Here is a 16,872-nt window from a genome sequence, read left to right as displayed (position 1 = left end):
GACCTATCCCTTGGCGGGTTCGGTGCGATACAGATCGGGTTCGAGGTAGATGACGCGTGCCGCGGGGACCGCCGCGCGGACGCGGGCCTCGGCGTCATCGATCGCGCTCGCGATCGCCGCGACCTCCAGACCGGGCACCACGCCGACCTTCGCCGCCACGAGCAGTTCCTCCGGGCCGAGGTATTGGGTCTTGAGGTGGATCACCCGATCGATGCGGGTGGCGTCGACCAGGTTCGCGCGGATCTGCCGGTTCTCCTCCGGCGTGGCGCCCTCACCGATCAGCAGGCTCTGCATCTCAACGATCAGCACGACGGCGATGACGCCGAGCAGTCCGCCGATGGCCAGCGTGCCGACGCCGTCCCAGATCGGGTCGTGGGTGATCATGGTCAGCCCGACGCCACCGAGCGCCAAGATCAGGCCGACCAGCGCGCCGGTGTCCTCCAGCAGCACCACCGGAAGTTCCGGGCTGCGCGAGTTGCGGATGAACCGCCACCAACTGGCCTCACCCTTGAGCGGCCTGGACTCCCGCACCGCCGTGGTGAAGCTGTAGGTCTCCAGCGCGATCGCGACCACCAGGATGACGACCGCCACGATCGGCGAACTCAGCTCCTCCGGATGCTGGATCTTGTGGATGCCCTCGTAGATGGCGTAGCCGGAGCCGAGGGTGAACAGCACCAGCGCCACGATGAACGAATAGAAGTAGCGGTTGCGGGCGTACCCGAACGGGTGCAGTTCGTCCGCTTCCTTCGCGGCGCGCTGCTGGCCGAGCAGCAACAGTCCCTGATTGCCCGTGTCGGCCACGGAGTGCACCGCCTCGGCGAGCATCGACCCCGAGCCGGTGATCGCCGCACCGACGAACTTCGCCGCGGCGATCCCCGCGTTCGCGGTCAACGCCGCGACGATCGCCTTCTTGCCACCACCAGCCGACATGGAAGCATGTCCTCTCTGTTTTCGAGATACCCGCGACCAGACTAGGGCACCGGTGATCCGGCGTCCCGGATCGGTCAGCCGGTCGCGCCGACGCACGCGCAGAACAGCTGGACGTCACCGTCCAGCGCCTGTGCGCGAATATCGGTGTCGGCGGCGGAGATCCAGGCGGCCCCGCCCCGGGTGAGTTCCAGCGCGGAGTCGTTCTGGAACAGGCGCACCCGTCCGGCCGTGCACAGCACGATGCCCGGCCCCGCCGCGGTCAGCGGCACCCGTGCGGCTCCGGCGACCAGGTCGAAGCGGCGCAGCGCGAACTCGGGTGCGGGGGTTCGGTAGCGCACCGATCCGTCGCCCGCGGGTTCCGGCAGCACGACCGGAAGGCCGATCGGCTCGAAGTCCAACACGCGCAACAGTTCCGGCACGTCGACGTGTTTGGGGGTGAGACCGCAGCGCAGCACGTTGTCGGAGTTGGCCATGATCTCCACGCCGACCCCACGCAGGTAGGCGTGCAGATTCCCGGCCGCGAGGAACAGTCCCTGACCCGGCTCCAACGTCACCCGGTTCAACAGCAGCGCTGCCAGCACACCCGCGTCGCCGGGGTAGGCCTCGGCGAGTTCGAGCGTGGTGCGCGCCTCGGCGGTGAACTCGCGCGCGCCTTTCCCGGACAGATATCGCACGCAGCCGTCCAGCACCGCGGGCAGCAACGTGGCCAGCACGTGCTGCGGCAGCGTGATCCAGGTGGTGAACAGGGTGCGCAAACCCGCGGAATCCGGCTGGGCGGCAAGCAGTTCGCAGTAGGAGTGCAAGCTGTCCACCGCCAGCGCGCGCAGGAGCGCGACCGTACGGTGCGGCTCGCGGAAACCGGCCAGCGCCTCGAACCGGTCCAGCGCGACGACCAGCTCGGGCTTGTGGTTGTCGTCGCGGTAATTGCGCAGCGGCGAATCCAACGGCACCTTCGCCCGGTTCTCCCGGTCGAAGCCGGCCCGTGCCTGTTCCGTACTCGGGTGTGCCTGCAGCGACAGCGGCTCCTCGGCGGCCAGTACCTTGAGCAGGAACGGCAGCTTCGCGTCGAATTCCGCTGCGACGGACCCCAGTTCCCGGTCCGGGTCGGCGGCGACCAGCTCCAGCAGCGAAGTGGTGCGATCACCGATCTTCACGTACGCCGGGTCGGCGGGGTGGGTGCCGAACCACAACTCGGCCTCCGGATGCGCCGACGGCACCGGCCTGCCGCACAGCTGAGCGAGCGCGGTGCGCGAGCCCCAGGCATACGAGCGCAGCGCACCAACGAGTTCGTGCACTAGTAGCTTCCCCCGTACTGCCCCTGGCTGTCGGCCGAGGCGGTGCGCGAGCCGATCAACCGCAGGTAGGCGGCGGCCATCTCCAGTCGCAGCGCGAGCACCGCGAGCTGTTCGAGTTCGGTGCCTTCGGCAGGCGCGGACTCTTCGGCGCGGGCCTGCGTGGGAGCGGCGGGGTCGGTCATCTCGGTGTGCAGCAGGTCGACGTCGGCGTTCACCAGATCGGCGTCGACCAGGTTCGACCCGTCGCCGCCGAACACCGCGAGGCGTCGGCGCGCGGCCGCGCGATCGCGATCGGCGCTGAGCACGAACACCCGGATGCGCTCCACCGGCGCGGGGCCGTCGAGCTCCTCGTCGTGGAACAGCGGATCGAAGTCGGGCGCGGATTCGCCTGCCGCCTCGGACATCCTGGTCCGCGCCGCCACGGCCTCGGCCAGGTCCACCGCGGTGGCCACTTTGCCCGCGGACTGCAGCAACACTTCGGCGCCGTGCTCCGCCAGTTCGGCGGCGGCGGGCGAATCGCCCGCGAGCACGATGCCCCGCTGCTGCATGCGCGCGGCCAGCGTCTTGGCGGGATTGCGGAAGACCTCGTTGTGCGGGCCGTCGCGCAGCGCCTCCGCGTCCAGCACGTCGGCCAGTTCGGTGAGCTCGGGGACGGCGGCGCCGGAGCGCTGCGGGTCGACCGCGCGCAGCACCGCGATTCCGGCGGCCAGGAAGCGCAACAGGCGGTTGTGGCCGAGCACCGGTACCCGCGGCTCCAGCACGGCGGCGCGTCCGGCCGCGGCGGCGCGCAGCGGCCCCTCGTGCGGCGCGGCGACGACCACCTCGGCGCCGCGGCGCAGCGCCCGGTCGACGGCGTCGATCAGACGCGGATCGCCCGCGTCGTCGCCGGAGACCAGGACGACGTCCAGCGGCCCCACCCACGGCGGGAGGGCGGCGGCGGGCACCACGGGTAGGCCCGCACGGTCGCCGAGCGCGGCGATGAGCAGTCCGGCGGCACGCGCGGCACGTCCGGAACCGGAGACGAATACCACGCTGCGTGGGCGCAGATCGGCCAATCGGGCGAGCGCGTCCTCACCGACGGCCGCCGCGGTAGCACGCACCTGGGCGCCGCCGGATGCGGCCGAGCGAAGGGCGCCGCCTGCGTCGGCGGCCTCGAGTGAAGCGGCATCGTCGAGGTCGAGCACCGGTGTTCCAGCGATCATCGGGCGTCCCACCTCCCCTCATCGCGCTGTGTCTTTTCCGCCCCCGCGCCCACCCGGTCCAGCTGCCACACCGAGACCGAGTCGGGCGACTCCAAGGCCTGTGATTCCACTATTCCAGTCAGGAGCGCACGATGCTCAGGATCTCGGTCACGAGTGCGTCTACTTCCTCCGCCGATCGGGCCTCGACGTTCAGCCGGAGCAACGGCTCGGTATTCGACGCTCGCAGGTTGAACCAGGCGTTGTCGGCCAGTTGCACGGTCACCCCGTCCAGCCGGTCCACCGAGTGCGCCCGGTCCGCGAAGGCCTCCACCACCGCCAACGTCCGCGCCTCGGCGTCGGTCACGGTGGAGTTGATCTCGCCGGAGGCCGCGTAGCCTGCGTAGGAAGCCATCAGCTCCGACACCGGCCGGTCCTTCTCGCCGAGCGCGGCCAGCACGTGCAGCGCCGCGAGCATGCCGGAGTCGGCGCCCCAGAAGTCGCGGAAGTAGTAGTGCGCGGAGTGCTCGCCGCCGAACACCGCTCCGGTGGAGGCCATCTCCTGCTTGATGAACGAGTGCCCGACCCGGGTGCGCACCGGCGTGCCGCCCAGTTCGTGCACCAGTTCCGGCACCGCGCGGGAGGTGATCAGGTTGTGGATGATCACCGCGCCGGGCTCCTTGGCCAGCTCGCGCTCGGCGACCAGGGCGGTGATCGCGGAGGGCGACACCGGGTCGCCGTTCTCGTCGACCACGAAGCAGCGGTCGGCATCGCCGTCGAAGGCCAGGCCGATGTCCGCGCCGGATTCGCGGACCAGCTTCTGCAGGTCCACCAGGTTCGCCGGGTCCAGCGGGTTGGCCTCGTGGTTCGGGAAGCTGCCGTCCAGCTCGAAGTACAGCGGCACGATCGTCACCTGGGGCAGCGTGCCCAGCACCGCGGGGACCGTGTGGCCGGCCATGCCGTTGCCCGCGTCCACCGCGATCGTGAGGGGGCGGATGCCGCCGAGATCGACCAGGCCGCGCAGGAACTGCGCGTATTCGGTGAGCAGGTCCAGTTCCGTCGCGCTGCCGCGCTCGCCGGTGTACTCGGGCACACCCTCGATCAGCTGGCCCTTGATGGTGGCCAGACCGGTGTCCTGCCCGACCGGAAGGGCCTTGGCGCGGCACAGCTTGATGCCGTTGTAGCGGGCCGGGTTGTGGCTGGCGGTGAACATGGCCCCCGGGCAGTCCAGGTGTCCGGAGGCGAAGTACAGCTGGTCGGTCGAGGCGAGGCCGATGTGCACCACGTCCAGGCCCTGGCCGAGCACGCCGTCGGCGAAGGCCGCCGACAACGCGGGCGAGGAGTCCCGCATGTCGTGTCCGATGACGATCCGGGTCGCGTTCTCGGCGCGCATCAGCCGGGCGAAGGAGGCGCCGACGTCCCTGACGAATTCCGCGTCGATCTGATCACCGACCACGCCGCGAACGTCGTAGGCCTTGATCACCGCGTTCACGAATTCGGCAGAGCGGGCGACTGTCATGCCCACCACCCTAGTGGTTGCGCCGAGCCGGTCCGACACCGTCCTCGTCTGTTCAGGACGGCGGGTCGGGCAGGACGCGCAGATGGCCGCGACGGCCTGTTCGCGTGGTCCGCGGCGGCGGGGGAGCGTAGTCGCGATAGCCACGCTGCTCGCGCTCCGGCGGGCGGCGGCGCAGCCCGGCCTCCCGCACCGCCTCGGCGAGCGCGGTCAGATCGTCGTCATCCGGTGTGCTGGAGGAGAATCCACCTTCGTGGCGAACCAGCTCCCAGCCCTTCGGAGCGGTGATTCGTGAGCCGTGCGTTTCGCAGAGATCCCAGGAGTGCGGTTCGGCGACCGTCGCGAGTGGTCCGACCACCGCCGTCGAGTCCGAGTACACATAGGTGAGCGTCGCGACGGCCGGATTCTTGCAGCCTGGACGGCAGCAACGACGCATGGGAATCACGCCGATGAGAGTAACCCCCCTGGCGCGTCGATGGGGACAGACACGCTTGAAGAATCTCGGTCCGCGCGTCGCGAAACGAGGGCAGCACGGGGTCCCGCAGGGCGCGCCGCGCGTCCGGCGGTGTTCTGGACGACGTTTCCCCGGCTCGCGCAACGGTGTCCCGCCCGACCGGACCCGAGAGGGTGCGCGGCGCGAGCGGCTCGTCGCGAAGGGGGGAGTTCCGGGGTACCCAGCGGGTCGCCGGCCTACACGTGTTCGCGCCGGCGCCTGCCCCGCAACAGCATTCGAGGGCCACCGCCGCGTGGATGGGTGCGACTCACTCGGGACTCACTCGGGACTCACTCGGCTTCCGGATCGATCACGTCCGGGTCGACACCGAGATAGGTCGCCACCTGCTGGACCAGCACCTCGCGCAGCAGATCCACCAGGTCGTCGGGGTCGCTGGCGCGCAGTTCGAGCGGCTTGCGGAACAGCACCACGCGCGCCCTGGTCGCCGCGCCGTGCCGGTCGACCCCGGCCGGGATGAGCCGGGACAGGGGAACCGGGCCGTCGGCGACCACCTCGTCCGGCCAGGTGACCGAATCGGGATGCAGCGGACGGATTTTCGGAACGTCGTCGACCGCGATGTCGAGCTTGGTGAGCCGGTCGTGCCAGCGGGTGTCCAGCGGGGCGAACGCCTCCAGCACCAGCCGGTCGAACTTCTGGCCGCGGGTCCGCCAGGCGGGCACGGTGGGTGGCAGCATCGGCCCGCGCACTCCGCGGCCACGGCGGATAACCGACCGCGCGGTCGGCGGTCGACGCTTACGGGAACGTGCCATGAGACAAAATCTAGGCCAGCCGGGTCCGGCCGTCCGCATCGAGGCGGTGGAGATTCGTCCGGTCGTGTCGCGCGTGCCCGGAGCGCCCTGGTGGAACGGGCGGCTCCGGGCCCCGCGGATGTCTGTCAGCCGATGCCGCGCTTGAGGCGGCGGCGCTCCCGCTCGGAGAGCCCGCCCCAGATGCCGAAGCGCTCATCGTGCGCGAGTGCGTATTCCAGGCACTCGTCGCGCACCTCGCAGCCCATGCAGATCCGTTTGGCCTCACGAGTCGAGCCGCCCTTCTCGGGGAAGAACGCCTCCGGATCGGTCTGCGCGCACAGGGCGCGCTCTTGCCACTGCTCTTCGATGGATTCGAACATCTCGTCGAAGCCGGTCACGACCAGGCTGAGCCGGGGCGCCGTGACTCCGTCACCCCCCTCTTGGTCCTTCCAGCCGCCGTTGTCTGCGCAGACGCCACGTGCTGCGCCTGCTGTGGAATCGGTCGGCGAGACCATCTCGTTGGCCACGCTCCGCCTCCTCACTGTGTGTTAGCGCAGAATGATTCTTTCCGTCGGACCAACACGCGCACCGACGGCCATACCCCGCGACGTTGTCCCGCGGACGTCCCCGAGCTTGTCATACCTATGCGAACATCTGTTCGAAAAGCGGCTCGCGCGTTGAGCTCTCGCGCGAACCCGGAATGACATGACTGTGATTAGACACGCCGGACGCGTCGATGGTCAAGCCGCCGTCGCTATTCCGTTACTATCCGCAGCCGCATTCCGATCCCAACTTGTGATCTGCAATAGCAAATAAACAGCAAATTTGCCGCGAATGGGAGCCGCCACGCCAGCGCATAGGCTGTGCGGATGTGACTGGACAACAAGCGGACGCCACGCCCGCGAACGGACCCCGGATCGCCGTGCTGGTCGGCGGCGTCGGTGGGGCGCGTTTCTTGCAGGGCGTCCGGGAACTGCTGCCCGAGGCGGACGTCTCCGCGATCGTGAACGTCGGCGACGACGTCTGGATGCACGGGCTCCGGATCTGTCCCGACCTCGACACCTGCATGTATACCCTCGGCGGCGGCATCGATACCGAGCGGGGCTGGGGCCGCGTCGGCGAAACCTGGCACGCCAAAGAGGAGCTCGCGAAGTATCACGCCCAGCCGGACTGGTTCGGCTTGGGGGACCGCGATATCGCCACGCATCTGATCCGGACCGAAATGTTGCGCGCCGGATACCGGCTCTCCGCGGTCACCGAAGCGCTGTGCAACCGGTGGCAGCCCGGCGTGAAACTGATCCCGGCAACCGACGATCGCTGCGAAACGCATGTCGTCGTGACCGATCCGGACAACCCTGGCGAACGGCGCGCGATCCATTTTCAAGAGTGGTGGGTTCGCTACCGAGCGAACATCGACACCCATGGATTCGCCACAATTGGCGCCGATGAAGCCAAACCTGCCCCAAATGTGATCGATATCATAGAATCCGCCGACGTGGTCCTTCTCGCGCCGTCGAACCCCGTCGTGAGCATCGGCGCCATCCTCGCCGTGCCCGGTATCCGCGGCGCCCTGCGCACCACCCGGGCCAAGGTGATCGGCGTGTCCGGCGTGATCGACGGCAAGCCCCTGCGGGGTATGGCCGACGAATGCCTGTCGGTGATCGGCGTGGAGACCACGGCCGAGGCGATCGGCCGGTACTACGGCGCCCGCTCGGCCACCGGCATCCTGGACGGCTGGCTTATCCACAGCACCGACACCGCCGACGTGCCCGGCGTCGAGGTGCGTAGCGTGCCCTTGTTGATGACCGACCCGCCCACCACCGCCGAAATGGTGCGTCAGGCGCTGGATCTCGCTGGAGTCGCCCCGTGACCACACCGACCGATCACGCGGCCGGAGAGCTGCGCATCCTGCCCATCACCGGACTGCCCGAATTCCGGCCCGGCGACGGCCTCGCCGAGCACATCGCCCGCTGTGCGCCATGGCTGGCCGACGGTGACGTGCTGGTGGTCACCAGCAAGATCGTCGCCAAGGTCGAGGGCCGCATCGTGGAAGCGCCGCTGGACCCGGAGGAACGCGACGCCGCCCGGCGCAGGCTCGTCGACCAGGAGGCGGTGCGGGTGCTCGCCCGCAAGGGCCGCACCTTGATCACCGAGAACAAGCTCGGCATCGTGCAGGCGGCCTCCGGCGTGGACGGCTCGAACGTCGAACAGGGCGAACTCGTGCTGTTGCCCACCGACCCGGACGCCAGCGCCAAGGCGCTGCGCGCCGCGCTCGCCGAACGACTCGGTGTGACCGTGGCGGTGATCGTCACCGACACGATGGGCCGCGCCTGGCGCAACGGCCAGACCGACGCGGCCATCGGCGCCGCGGGCCTGCGGGTGCTGCACGACTACGCGGGCGCGGTAGACGGGCAGGGCAACGAATTGTTCGTCACCCAGGTGGCCGTGGCCGACGAGCTGGCCGCCGCCGCCGACCTGGTCAAGGGCAAACTCGGCGGCGTCCCGGTCGCGGTGGTGCGCGGGCTGCCGATCACCGACGACGGTTCCTGCGCCGCCGATCTGCTGCGCGGCGGCACCGAGGACCTGTTCTGGCTGGGCACCGCGGAGGCGATCGAGCGCGGTCGCAAGGAGGCGATCCTCCTGCGTCGCTCGATCCGCCGGTTCGCCGACACCCCGGTGGACCCGGAACGCATCCGCGCGGCGGTGTCGGTCGCGCTGACCGCGCCCGCGCCGCACCACACCCGCCCGGTGCGATTCGTCTGGCTGCGCGACCCGCGGCTGCGTACGCGCTTGCTCGAGGCGATGGCACAGCGGTGGCGCGACGATCTGACCGCCGACGGACTCACGCCGGAGCGGGTCGAGCGCCGGATCGCGCGCGGGCGCATCCTGTTCGACGCCCCCGAGGTGATCATCCCGTTCTGCGTGCCGGACGGCGCACACGACTATCCGGACGAGCGCAGGCGGGCCAACGAGCGCACCATGTTCACCGTCGCGGTGGGCGCCGCGGTGCAGGGGCTGCTGGTCGCCTTGGCCACCGAGGGAATCGGCAGCTGCTGGATCGGGTCGACGATCTTCGCCCCGGAGGTCACCCGTGCGGTCCTGGGCCTGGACGAGGACTGGAGTCCGCTGGGCGCCATCGCCATCGGTCACCCGTTCGAGGAGCCGACCCCACGGCAGGCGCCGGGCGCGGGCTCCGGGCTGGTCGAGCTGTGACGCGCTGCGATTCCGTGGCGCGAGAGGGGCGCCGGTGAGCGCGGAGTCGCTGCACGCTTCGGCCGTCGAGTTGCTCGAAACATGGAATCCGGCCGTCGAATCGGACCGCTCGCTGCGCGAGGCGATGCTGGCCTTCCTCGGCTCGGCTCCGCGCGGGTGCCTGCGCGAGCACGCGCCCGGCCACATCACCGCCTCCGCGGTGGTCTTCTCCCACGACGGCCGCGAGGTGCTGCTCACGCTGCACCCGCGGGTCGGACGCTGGATCCAGCTCGGCGGCCACTGCGAAGAGCACGACGACACGGTCGCGGGCGCCGCGCTGCGCGAAGCCACCGAGGAGTCCGGTATCGCGGACCTGCGCCTGCACCCGGGGCTCTACGGTGCCCAGGCGCACCCCATCACCTGCTCGCTCGGCGTGCCGACCAGGCACCTGGACCTCCTGTTCCGCCTCACCGCTCCCGCGGGCGCCGTCCCGGTGCGCAGCCACGAATCCACCGACCTGCGCTGGTGGCCGGTGGACGCCCTGCCCGCGGACGCCGACGTTCTGCTGTGTTGAGCTAGCCCTCTTTTCGAGGCCCGGGCCCCGGTCGGATGCACATCGACCGGGGCCTTTCTCATGCCTACGCGGGGCTGGTTTACAAATTGCCTGATTTGTATAGACAAGCGACAAATGGCCCTCTATCGTCCATAAGTGAGGTAATGCACGTCACAGGGCACGTGCCGTTCGGAATGGAGACAACGATGTCGACGCACGCCGACATGTCCGCGCAGCCGGTCGAGGTACCGGCCTGGCGCGACCGTAAGCGCTATATGTGGCTGTGGGGGTTGTTCGCCCCGACCGGCCTGTTCGTCATCGGGCTGCCGCTGATCTGGGCCCTGAACGAGCTCGGCTGGCACCGCCTCGCGCAGGCGCCGTTCTGGCTCGGGCCGATCCTGGTCTACGTGCTGATTCCGATCGCGGACGTCTTCTTCGGCCCGGACGGCGACAACCCGCCCGACGAGGTGATGGAGTACCTGGAGAACGACCGGTACTACCGCTACCTGACCTACCTGTACCTGCCGTTCCAGTACGCCACGCTGCTCATGGCGGCCTACCTGATCACCGCCGACGACGTGAGCTGGCTCGGCATCGACGGCGGGCTGCACGTGGTGGACAAGATAGGCCTGGCGATCACCGTCGGCATGATCGGCGGCATCGGCATCAACACCGCACACGAACTCGGCCACAAGAAGGTGGACCTGGAGCGCTGGCTGTCCCGGATCGCGCTGGCCCAGTCGTTCTACGGGCACTTCTACATCGAGCACAACCGCGGCCACCACGTGCGCGTCGCGACGCCCGAGGACCCGGCGAGTTCCCGGGTGGGCGAGACCTTCTGGGCCTTCTGGCCGCGTACCGTGTGGGGCAGCCTGAAGTCGTCCTGGCAGTTGGAGAAGGCGCGGCTGGATCGGCTCGGCAAGAAGCCGTGGAGCCTGCGCAACGAAGTGCTCAGTGCCTGGCTGATGTCGGCGGTGCTGTTCGCGGCGCTGATCGCGGTGTTCGGCATCGAACTGCTGCCCTACCTGATCCTGCAGGCCGTGGTCGGCTTCAGCCTGCTGGAGGCGGTCAACTATTTGGAGCACTACGGCCTGGTGCGGCAGCGCACGGCGAGCGGCCGGTACGAGCGGCCCGCCCCGGTGCACAGTTGGAACAGCGACCACATCGTCACCAACATCTTCCTGTACCACCTGCAGCGGCACAGCGATCACCACGCCTACCCGACCCGGCGCTACCAGACCTTGCGCAGCTGGGACGGCGCGCCGAACCTGCCGAGCGGCTACGCCAGCATGATCCTGCTCGCCTACTTCCCGCCGCTGTGGCGTCGCGTCATGGACAAGCGGGTGCTCGCGCACTACAACGGCGACATCACCCGCGCCAACATCGATCCGGGCAAGCGGGAGAAGGTGCTGGCGCGCTACGGCTCCGGCGCGGCCGAGACGGGCGGGACAGCATGAGCGCGTACCGCTGCCCCGTCTGCGACTACGTCTTCGACGAGGCGAAAGGCGCTCCGCACGAGGGCTTTCCGCCGGGCACCTCCTGGGAGAGGGTGCCGGACGACTGGTGCTGCCCGGACTGCGGCGTACGGGAGAAGATCGACTTCGAGCCGATGGGGATTACGAAATGACCGACTACAAGCTCTATCAGTGCATCCAGTGCGGCTTCGAATACGACGAAGCCGAGGGCTGGCCGGAGGACGGCATCGCGCCGGGAACCCGCTGGGACGACATCCCCGACGACTGGACCTGCCCGGACTGCGGGGCCGCCAAGGCGGACTTCTACATGGTCGAAATCGAGCGGTCGTGAGATTTTGACTGCGGCAGGCGCCCGTGACAATGTCGCGGGTATGCCGCGCAACGGAACCAGGATTCCCTACCAGGAGGCCGCGCGGGACCTGCTGCGGACGTCGGTCCTGGACGCGATGCGCGAGCTGCTCACCGAGCGGGATTGGTCCAAGATCACGCTCGGCGACGTCGCGGCCAGGGCCGGCGTGAGCAGGCAGACCCTGTACAACGAGTTCGGTTCGCGAGGCGGACTCACCCAGGCGTACGCCCTGCGCCTGGCCGACTTCCTGGTCGACCATGTCGACGCGGCGATCAACGGCAACGTGGGTGACGTCCGCGCAGCGTTCCGCGACGGCATGGCCAACTTCTTCTTCGACGCGGCGTCCGACCCGCTGGTGCAGTCGCTGATCGCGGGCGAGGTCAAGCTGGATCTGCTGCGCCTGATCACCCTCGACGCGGGGCCGTTGCTCGAACACGCGACCGAGCGGCTGTCGCGCGCCTTCCAACACAGCTGGGTGGCCTCGACGGAGGCCGAATCGGACGTCATCGCGCACGCGCTGGTGCGAATCGCCCTCAGCTACATCCCCACTCCGCCCGGTCCGGGGCGGGACGCGCCCGCCGAGTTGAGCGCGCTGTTGAGTCCTTACGTCGAAGCGATTCTCGCCGCGCGGGTGCAGAGCTGAGCCCGAGCGGGGCAACCGGCTCGCGACCCGGCGCATATGCAGCACATTGAAAACAGACTGCACGGCTTGTAATAGCGATCACGTTTCAACCGACGGCATTGGTGTAACGGACAACAAGTCAACAAGTATTCTCAGGCGACGGTGTTCGGGTCTTCTTCGAGTGGAGCAAAAGTGCAAACGGTTGGCAAACCGGTGGGATCGCCCGATCCCAAACGCCATCTGTGGGTTCTCGGCTTGCTCGCGCCGTCGTCCGCATTGCTGCCCTCGCAACTCGTGCTGCACACCGGCGCCGAGGTCTTCTGGTGGATCGGCCCGATCATCGTGCTGATCGTCATCCCGGTGCTGGACTGGGCGATCGGCGTGGACGGCAGTAACCCGCGGGACGAGGACTACGAGTTGCTGTCCAACGATCGGTACTACCGGTGGTGCACCTACCTGATGCTCCCGGTCCAGCTGATCGGCCTGGTGATCGCGTGCTTCATGTGGTCCGGTGACGAACTGGGCCTGATCGACAAACTCGGTTTGGCCGCCACCCTCGGATTCGTCAGCGGCATCGGCATCAACGCCGCCCACGAACTCGGGCACCGGGTCGAACACATGGAACGCTGGCTGGCCAAGATCGCGCTCGCGCAGTCCGGTTACGGGCACTTCTTCGTCGAGCACAACCGCGGTCACCACGTGCGGGTGGCGACCCCGGAGGATCCGGCAAGCGGCCGGCTGGGGGAGTCGCTGTGGGAGTTCTTGCCCCGCAGCGTGTCGGGGAGCTTCCGCTCGGCGCTTACGCTCGAGCGCGAGCGGCTCGCGCGCAAGGACAAGGGCTGGTGGAGCAGGGACAACCACATCCTGCAGGCCTGGTCGATGACGATCGTGCTGTTCGGCGCCCTGATCGCGGCGTTCGGCTACCAGGTGCTGCCCTGGCTGCTGCTGCAGGCGGTCATCGGCATCGGCCTGCTGGAGACGGTGAACTATGTCGAGCACTACGGCCTGCTGCGGGCGCGTCGGCCGAACGGCATGTACGCCCGCTGCTCGCCGCGCGACAGCTGGAACAGCGACCACCTGGTCACCAACATCTTCCTGTTCCACCTGCAGCGGCACAGCGACCACCACGCCAACCCGGGGCGTCGCTATCAGACGCTGCGCAGCTCGCAGCAGGCTCCGCAACTGCCCGCGGGGTACGCCGCCATGATCGTGCTGGCCGCCATCCCGCCGGTGTGGCGGTGGGTGATGGACGACCGCGTCCTCGCCCATTACGGCGGCGACATCACCCTGGCGAACATCCAGCCGCGAAAGCGGCGCCGCATCCTGGCGGCCCGCGGGGTCGTCGCGTAAGCGACGCCGCCGGAGCGGGTCGGACGCCGGGCCGCGCGAGCAGGACAGGCACGTCGACCACGCCGGGTCGTGAGCGACTAGCCTTGCCTCGGTACTTGCCGAACCAGGAGAGGCTGATGACCACCTCAGAACTTCACGCACGCACGTCGTTGACCGCCGATGTCCGCAACGGCATCGACTACAAGGTGGCAGATCTGTCGCTGGCCGATTTCGGCCGCAAGGAGATCCGTCTGGCCGAACACGAGATGCCCGGTCTGATGGCGCTGCGCCGTGAGTACGCCGAGGTGCGGCCGCTGCAGGGCGCGCGCATCTCCGGCTCGCTGCACATGACCGTGCAGACCGCGGTACTGATCGAGACCCTGACCAGTCTCGGCGCCGAGGTTCGCTGGGCTTCGTGCAACATCTTCTCGACCCAGGACCACGCGGCCGCCGCCGTGGTCGTCGGGCCGCACGGCACCGTCGACGAGCCCAAGGGCACCCCGGTGTTCGCCTGGAAGGGCGAGACGCTGGAGGAGTACTGGTGGGCCGCCGAGCAGATGCTCACCTGGCCGGGTGAGCCGGCCAACATGATCCTCGACGACGGTGGCGACGCCACCATGCTCGTGCTGCGCGGCGCGCAGTTCGAGAAGGCGGGCGTGGTGCCGCCGGAGGACGAGGACCACTCGGCCGAGTACAAGGTCTTCCTGAACCTGCTGCGCGAGCGGTTCGAGACCGACCGGGGCAAGTGGGGCAAGATCGCCGAGTCGGTGCGCGGCGTCACCGAGGAGACCACCACCGGCGTGCTGCGGCTCTACCAGTTCGCGGCGGCGGGTGAGCTGGTGTTCCCGGCGATCAACGTCAACGACTCGGTCACCAAGAGCAAGTTCGACAACAAGTACGGCACCCGCCACTCGCTGATCGACGGCATCAACCGCGGCACCGACGTGCTCATCGGCGGCAAGAAGATATTGATCTGCGGCTACGGAGATGTCGGCAAGGGCTGCGCGGAATCGCTTGCCGGACAGGGCGCCCGGGTGCAGGTCACCGAGATCGACCCGATCAACGCGCTGCAGGCGCTGATGGACGGCTACGACGTGGTGACCGTGGAGAACGCGATCGGCGAGGCCGACATCGTCATCACCGCGACCGGGAACAAGGACATCATCACCCTCGAGCACATGAAGGCGATGAAGGACCAAGCCATCCTCGGCAACATCGGTCACTTCGACAACGAGATCGACATGGCCGCGCTGGAGCGTTCCGGCGCAACGAAATTGACCATCAAGCCGCAGGTCGACCTGTGGACGTTCCAGGACAGCGGCCGCTCGATCCTGGTGTTGTCGGAAGGGCGTCTGCTCAACCTCGGCAACGCGACCGGTCATCCGTCGTTCGTGATGTCGAACAGCTTCTCCAACCAGGTGATCGCGCAGATCGAGCTGTGGACCAAGCCCGAGGAGTACGACAACGAGGTCTACCGGCTGCCGAAGCACCTGGACGAGAAGGTCGCCCGCATCCACGTCGAAGCGCTCGGCGGCGAGCTGACCAAGCTCACCAAGGACCAGGCCGAGTACATCGGCGTCGACGTCGAGGGCCCGTACAAGCCGGATCACTACCGCTACTGAGCGCAGCGCCTGGTGTCCCGCGGGCCGCTTGCCCGCGGGACACCGGCCCGTCGGGCAGCCGTCGGCGCACCTGCCGGAAAGCTCGACATCCGCGCTGGTCAGCCGGTGCGGGCACAGAGCGGGCGGCGGGGTACGCTGCCTGGTCATGGGAGTGCTGATTGCGGTCGAGGGCCTCGACGGCGCGGGCAAGCGGACGCTGATCGAGCGAGTCGTCGCCGAGCTGCGCGGTCGCGGGCTGCGCGTCGCGACGATGGCCTTCCCGCGCTACCGCGCCTCGGTGCACGCCGATCTGGCCGCCGAGGCGCTGCGCGGCGCGCACGGCGACCTCGCCGCCTCGGTCAGCGGCATGGCCCTGCTGTTCGCGCTCGATCGCGCCGACGCCCAGGACGAGTTGTCGAAGCTGTTGGCCGACAACGACATTGTGCTGCTGGATCGCTACGTCGCCTCCAACGCCGCCTACTCGGCTGCCCGGCTGGGGCAGTCGGCCGACGGTGAAATCGTCGACTGGGTGGGCGAATTGGAGTTCGGCAGGTTCGGCCTGCCCGCGCCCGCGCTGCAGGTGTTGCTGGACGTGCCGACCGAGCTCGCCACCGAGCGTGCCCGCAGGCGTGGCGAACTCGACGCCGAGCGCGCGCTCGACGCCTACGAGCGCGACGGCGGTCTGCAGCACCGGACCGGGGCGGTGTACCGTGAGCTGGCCGAACGCGACTGGCGCGGACCGTGGTGGACCTACCGATCCGACGACGGCCCGGCTGCGCTTGCCGCGCGGATCGCCGAAATCGTTGGTCGATAAGGTTGGCTGTGCCGCGGGTTCGCACCAGTGTTGGCGTGGCGGCCCGATCCTGGCCTGGGAGATGACAACATAGTAGTTATGAAGCCGAAGATTCTGGTCGTCGACGACGATATGGCACTCGCTGAGATGCTCACGATCGTCTTGCGCGGGGAAGGGTTCGACCCGCATGTGGTCGGCGACGGCACACAGGCCCTGGCGGCGGTTCGCGAGATCCGCCCCGATCTGGTGTTGCTGGACCTGATGCTGCCCGGCATGAACGGCATCGATGTGTGCCGTGTGCTGCGGGCCGATTCCGGGGTTCCGATCGTGATGCTCACGGCCAAGACCGACACGGTCGACGTCGTGCTGGGTCTGGAATCGGGCGCCGACGATTACATCGTCAAGCCCTTCAAGCCGAAGGAGCTCGTGGCCCGGGTGCGGGCGCGGCTGCGCCGCACCGAGGAGGAGCCCGCCGAGCTGCTGTCGATCGCCGATATCGTGATCGACGTGCCCGCGCACAAGGTCAGCCGCGGCGGCGCGCAGATCTCGCTGACGCCGCTGGAGTTCGACCTGCTCGTCGCCCTGGCCCGCAAGCCGCGCCAGGTGTTCACCCGTGAGGTCCTGCTCGAACAGGTCTGGGGCTACCGGCACGCCGCCGACACCCGGCTGGTGAACGTGCACGTGCAGCGGTTGCGGGCGAAGGTCGAGAAGGATCCCGAGAACCCGGAGATCGTGCTGACCGTCCGCGGTGTCGGTTACAAGGCCGGACCACCGTGATCGATGGCGTGATCGCCCGT

The 16,872-nt window shown here is 68.9% G+C and carries 18 protein-coding genes; 11 read left to right on the top strand and 7 right to left on the bottom strand.

From position 1 onward, the window contains the following. Positions 1–3: 3 nt before the first annotated feature. From IU450_RS14725 to IU450_RS14695, 7 genes are all read right to left on the bottom strand, one after another. Entirely contained in the window at positions 4–930 is a 927-nt protein-coding gene (locus IU450_RS14725; protein WP_195150345.1) for a cation diffusion facilitator family transporter, read from the bottom strand. 74 nt (positions 931–1,004) lie between these two features. Next, positions 1,005–2,225, bottom strand: coding sequence for a mannose-6-phosphate isomerase, class I (gene manA, locus IU450_RS14720; RefSeq protein ID WP_195150344.1), 1,221 nt, complete (start codon positions 2,223–2,225; stop codon positions 1,005–1,007). Beyond that, positions 2,225–3,427, bottom strand: a complete 1,203-nt coding sequence (locus tag IU450_RS14715) for a tobH protein (RefSeq protein WP_195150343.1) — start codon at positions 3,425–3,427, stop codon at positions 2,225–2,227. Before IU450_RS14715 ends, manA begins: the two co-directional genes overlap by 1 nt. 118 nt (positions 3,428–3,545) lie before the next feature. Next, positions 3,546–4,922 (bottom strand): phosphomannomutase/phosphoglucomutase, encoded by a 1,377-nt coding sequence (locus IU450_RS14710; RefSeq protein WP_195150342.1) that lies wholly within the window; start codon positions 4,920–4,922, stop codon positions 3,546–3,548. Positions 4,923–4,974: 52 nt separating this feature from the next. Next, positions 4,975–5,355 (bottom strand): DUF3499 domain-containing protein, encoded by a 381-nt coding sequence (locus IU450_RS14705; RefSeq protein ID WP_039800382.1) that lies wholly within the window; start codon positions 5,353–5,355, stop codon positions 4,975–4,977. A 347-nt stretch (positions 5,356–5,702) separates the two neighbouring features. Further along, positions 5,703–6,182, bottom strand: a complete 480-nt coding sequence (locus IU450_RS14700; protein ID WP_167477524.1) for a metallopeptidase family protein — start codon at positions 6,180–6,182, stop codon at positions 5,703–5,705. A 125-nt stretch (positions 6,183–6,307) separates the two neighbouring features. Beyond that, positions 6,308–6,541, bottom strand: coding sequence for a WhiB family transcriptional regulator (locus tag IU450_RS14695; RefSeq protein WP_029901515.1), 234 nt, complete (start codon positions 6,539–6,541; stop codon positions 6,308–6,310). 491 nt (positions 6,542–7,032) lie between these two features. On the opposite strand from IU450_RS14695, the gene cofD reads away from it, so the two are divergent. The 11 genes from cofD to mtrA all read left to right on the top strand — a co-directional run bounded on the left by cofD (position 7,033) and on the right by mtrA (position 16,852). Beyond that, the gene (gene cofD / locus IU450_RS14690; RefSeq protein ID WP_416382868.1) at positions 7,033–8,031 is read left to right on the top strand and encodes a 2-phospho-L-lactate transferase; all 999 of its coding nucleotides are present in this window, start codon (positions 7,033–7,035) and stop codon (positions 8,029–8,031) included. Next, a complete protein-coding gene (locus IU450_RS14685; protein ID WP_195150341.1) occupies positions 8,028–9,374 on the top strand; it encodes a coenzyme F420-0:L-glutamate ligase in 1,347 nt (448 codons plus the stop codon). The genes cofD and IU450_RS14685 overlap by 4 nt, the downstream gene beginning before the upstream one ends. Before the next feature lie 34 nt (positions 9,375–9,408). After that, on the top strand, positions 9,409–9,927 hold the full coding sequence (locus tag IU450_RS14680; protein ID WP_195150340.1) for an NUDIX hydrolase: 519 nt from the start codon (positions 9,409–9,411) through the stop codon (positions 9,925–9,927). 185 nt (positions 9,928–10,112) lie between these two features. Beyond that, the gene (locus tag IU450_RS14675; protein WP_195150339.1) at positions 10,113–11,363 is read left to right on the top strand and encodes an alkane 1-monooxygenase; all 1,251 of its coding nucleotides are present in this window, start codon (positions 10,113–10,115) and stop codon (positions 11,361–11,363) included. Beyond that, on the top strand, positions 11,360–11,533 hold the full coding sequence (locus IU450_RS14670; protein ID WP_195150338.1) for a rubredoxin: 174 nt from the start codon (positions 11,360–11,362) through the stop codon (positions 11,531–11,533). Before IU450_RS14675 ends, IU450_RS14670 begins: the two co-directional genes overlap by 4 nt. Beyond that, positions 11,530–11,712 (top strand): rubredoxin, encoded by a 183-nt coding sequence (locus IU450_RS14665; RefSeq protein WP_195150337.1) that lies wholly within the window; start codon positions 11,530–11,532, stop codon positions 11,710–11,712. The genes IU450_RS14670 and IU450_RS14665 overlap by 4 nt, the downstream gene beginning before the upstream one ends. Positions 11,713–11,752: 40 nt before the next feature. Continuing rightward, complete coding sequence (locus IU450_RS14660; RefSeq protein WP_195150336.1) at positions 11,753–12,373, top strand: TetR/AcrR family transcriptional regulator; 621 nt, start codon at positions 11,753–11,755, stop codon at positions 12,371–12,373. A gap of 192 nt (positions 12,374–12,565) precedes the next feature. Beyond that, on the top strand, positions 12,566–13,702 hold the full coding sequence (locus IU450_RS14655; protein WP_324197673.1) for an alkane 1-monooxygenase: 1,137 nt from the start codon (positions 12,566–12,568) through the stop codon (positions 13,700–13,702). Positions 13,703–13,818: 116 nt separating this feature from the next. Beyond that, complete coding sequence (ahcY, locus tag IU450_RS14650; RefSeq protein ID WP_195150334.1) at positions 13,819–15,303, top strand: adenosylhomocysteinase; 1,485 nt, start codon at positions 13,819–13,821, stop codon at positions 15,301–15,303. Positions 15,304–15,448: 145 nt separating this feature from the next. Beyond that, entirely contained in the window at positions 15,449–16,096 is a 648-nt protein-coding gene (locus IU450_RS14645; RefSeq protein ID WP_195150333.1) for a dTMP kinase, read from the top strand. 78 nt (positions 16,097–16,174) lie between these two features. Next, positions 16,175–16,852, top strand: coding sequence for an MtrAB system response regulator MtrA (mtrA, locus tag IU450_RS14640; protein ID WP_039800350.1), 678 nt, complete (start codon positions 16,175–16,177; stop codon positions 16,850–16,852). Positions 16,853–16,872: the final 20 nt, after the last annotated feature.

Origin of the sequence: Nocardia abscessus (genome assembly GCF_015477775.1) — a bacterium.
Lineage (GTDB): Bacteria > Actinomycetota > Actinomycetes > Mycobacteriales > Mycobacteriaceae > Nocardia > Nocardia abscessus_A.
Note: the sequence above shows the minus strand (reverse complement) of the source record. Positions and strands in the feature narration are given on the sequence as shown.

Excerpts from the sequence above, each read along its gene's own strand:
- IU450_RS14670 (WP_195150338.1), top strand. The coding sequence starts at position 11,360 with ATGAGCGCGTACCGCTGCCCCGTCTGCGACTACGTCTTCGACGAGGCG.
- IU450_RS14700 (WP_167477524.1), bottom strand. The coding sequence starts at position 6,182 with ATGGCACGTTCCCGTAAGCGTCGACCGCCGACCGCGCGGTCGGTTATC.
- IU450_RS14675 (WP_195150339.1), top strand. The coding sequence starts at position 10,113 with ATGTCGACGCACGCCGACATGTCCGCGCAGCCGGTCGAGGTACCGGCC.
- IU450_RS14725 (WP_195150345.1), bottom strand. The coding sequence starts at position 930 with ATGTCGGCTGGTGGTGGCAAGAAGGCGATCGTCGCGGCGTTGACCGCG.
- IU450_RS14665 (WP_195150337.1), top strand. The coding sequence starts at position 11,530 with ATGACCGACTACAAGCTCTATCAGTGCATCCAGTGCGGCTTCGAATAC.
- IU450_RS14695 (WP_029901515.1), bottom strand. The coding sequence starts at position 6,541 with ATGTTCGAATCCATCGAAGAGCAGTGGCAAGAGCGCGCCCTGTGCGCG.
- IU450_RS14645 (WP_195150333.1), top strand. The coding sequence starts at position 15,449 with ATGGGAGTGCTGATTGCGGTCGAGGGCCTCGACGGCGCGGGCAAGCGG.
- IU450_RS14660 (WP_195150336.1), top strand. The coding sequence starts at position 11,753 with ATGCCGCGCAACGGAACCAGGATTCCCTACCAGGAGGCCGCGCGGGAC.
- mtrA (WP_039800350.1), top strand. The coding sequence starts at position 16,175 with ATGAAGCCGAAGATTCTGGTCGTCGACGACGATATGGCACTCGCTGAG.
- IU450_RS14705 (WP_039800382.1), bottom strand. The coding sequence starts at position 5,355 with ATGCGTCGTTGCTGCCGTCCAGGCTGCAAGAATCCGGCCGTCGCGACG.
- IU450_RS14710 (WP_195150342.1), bottom strand. The coding sequence starts at position 4,922 with ATGACAGTCGCCCGCTCTGCCGAATTCGTGAACGCGGTGATCAAGGCC.
- ahcY (WP_195150334.1), top strand. The coding sequence starts at position 13,819 with ATGACCACCTCAGAACTTCACGCACGCACGTCGTTGACCGCCGATGTC.
- IU450_RS14715 (WP_195150343.1), bottom strand. The coding sequence starts at position 3,427 with ATGATCGCTGGAACACCGGTGCTCGACCTCGACGATGCCGCTTCACTC.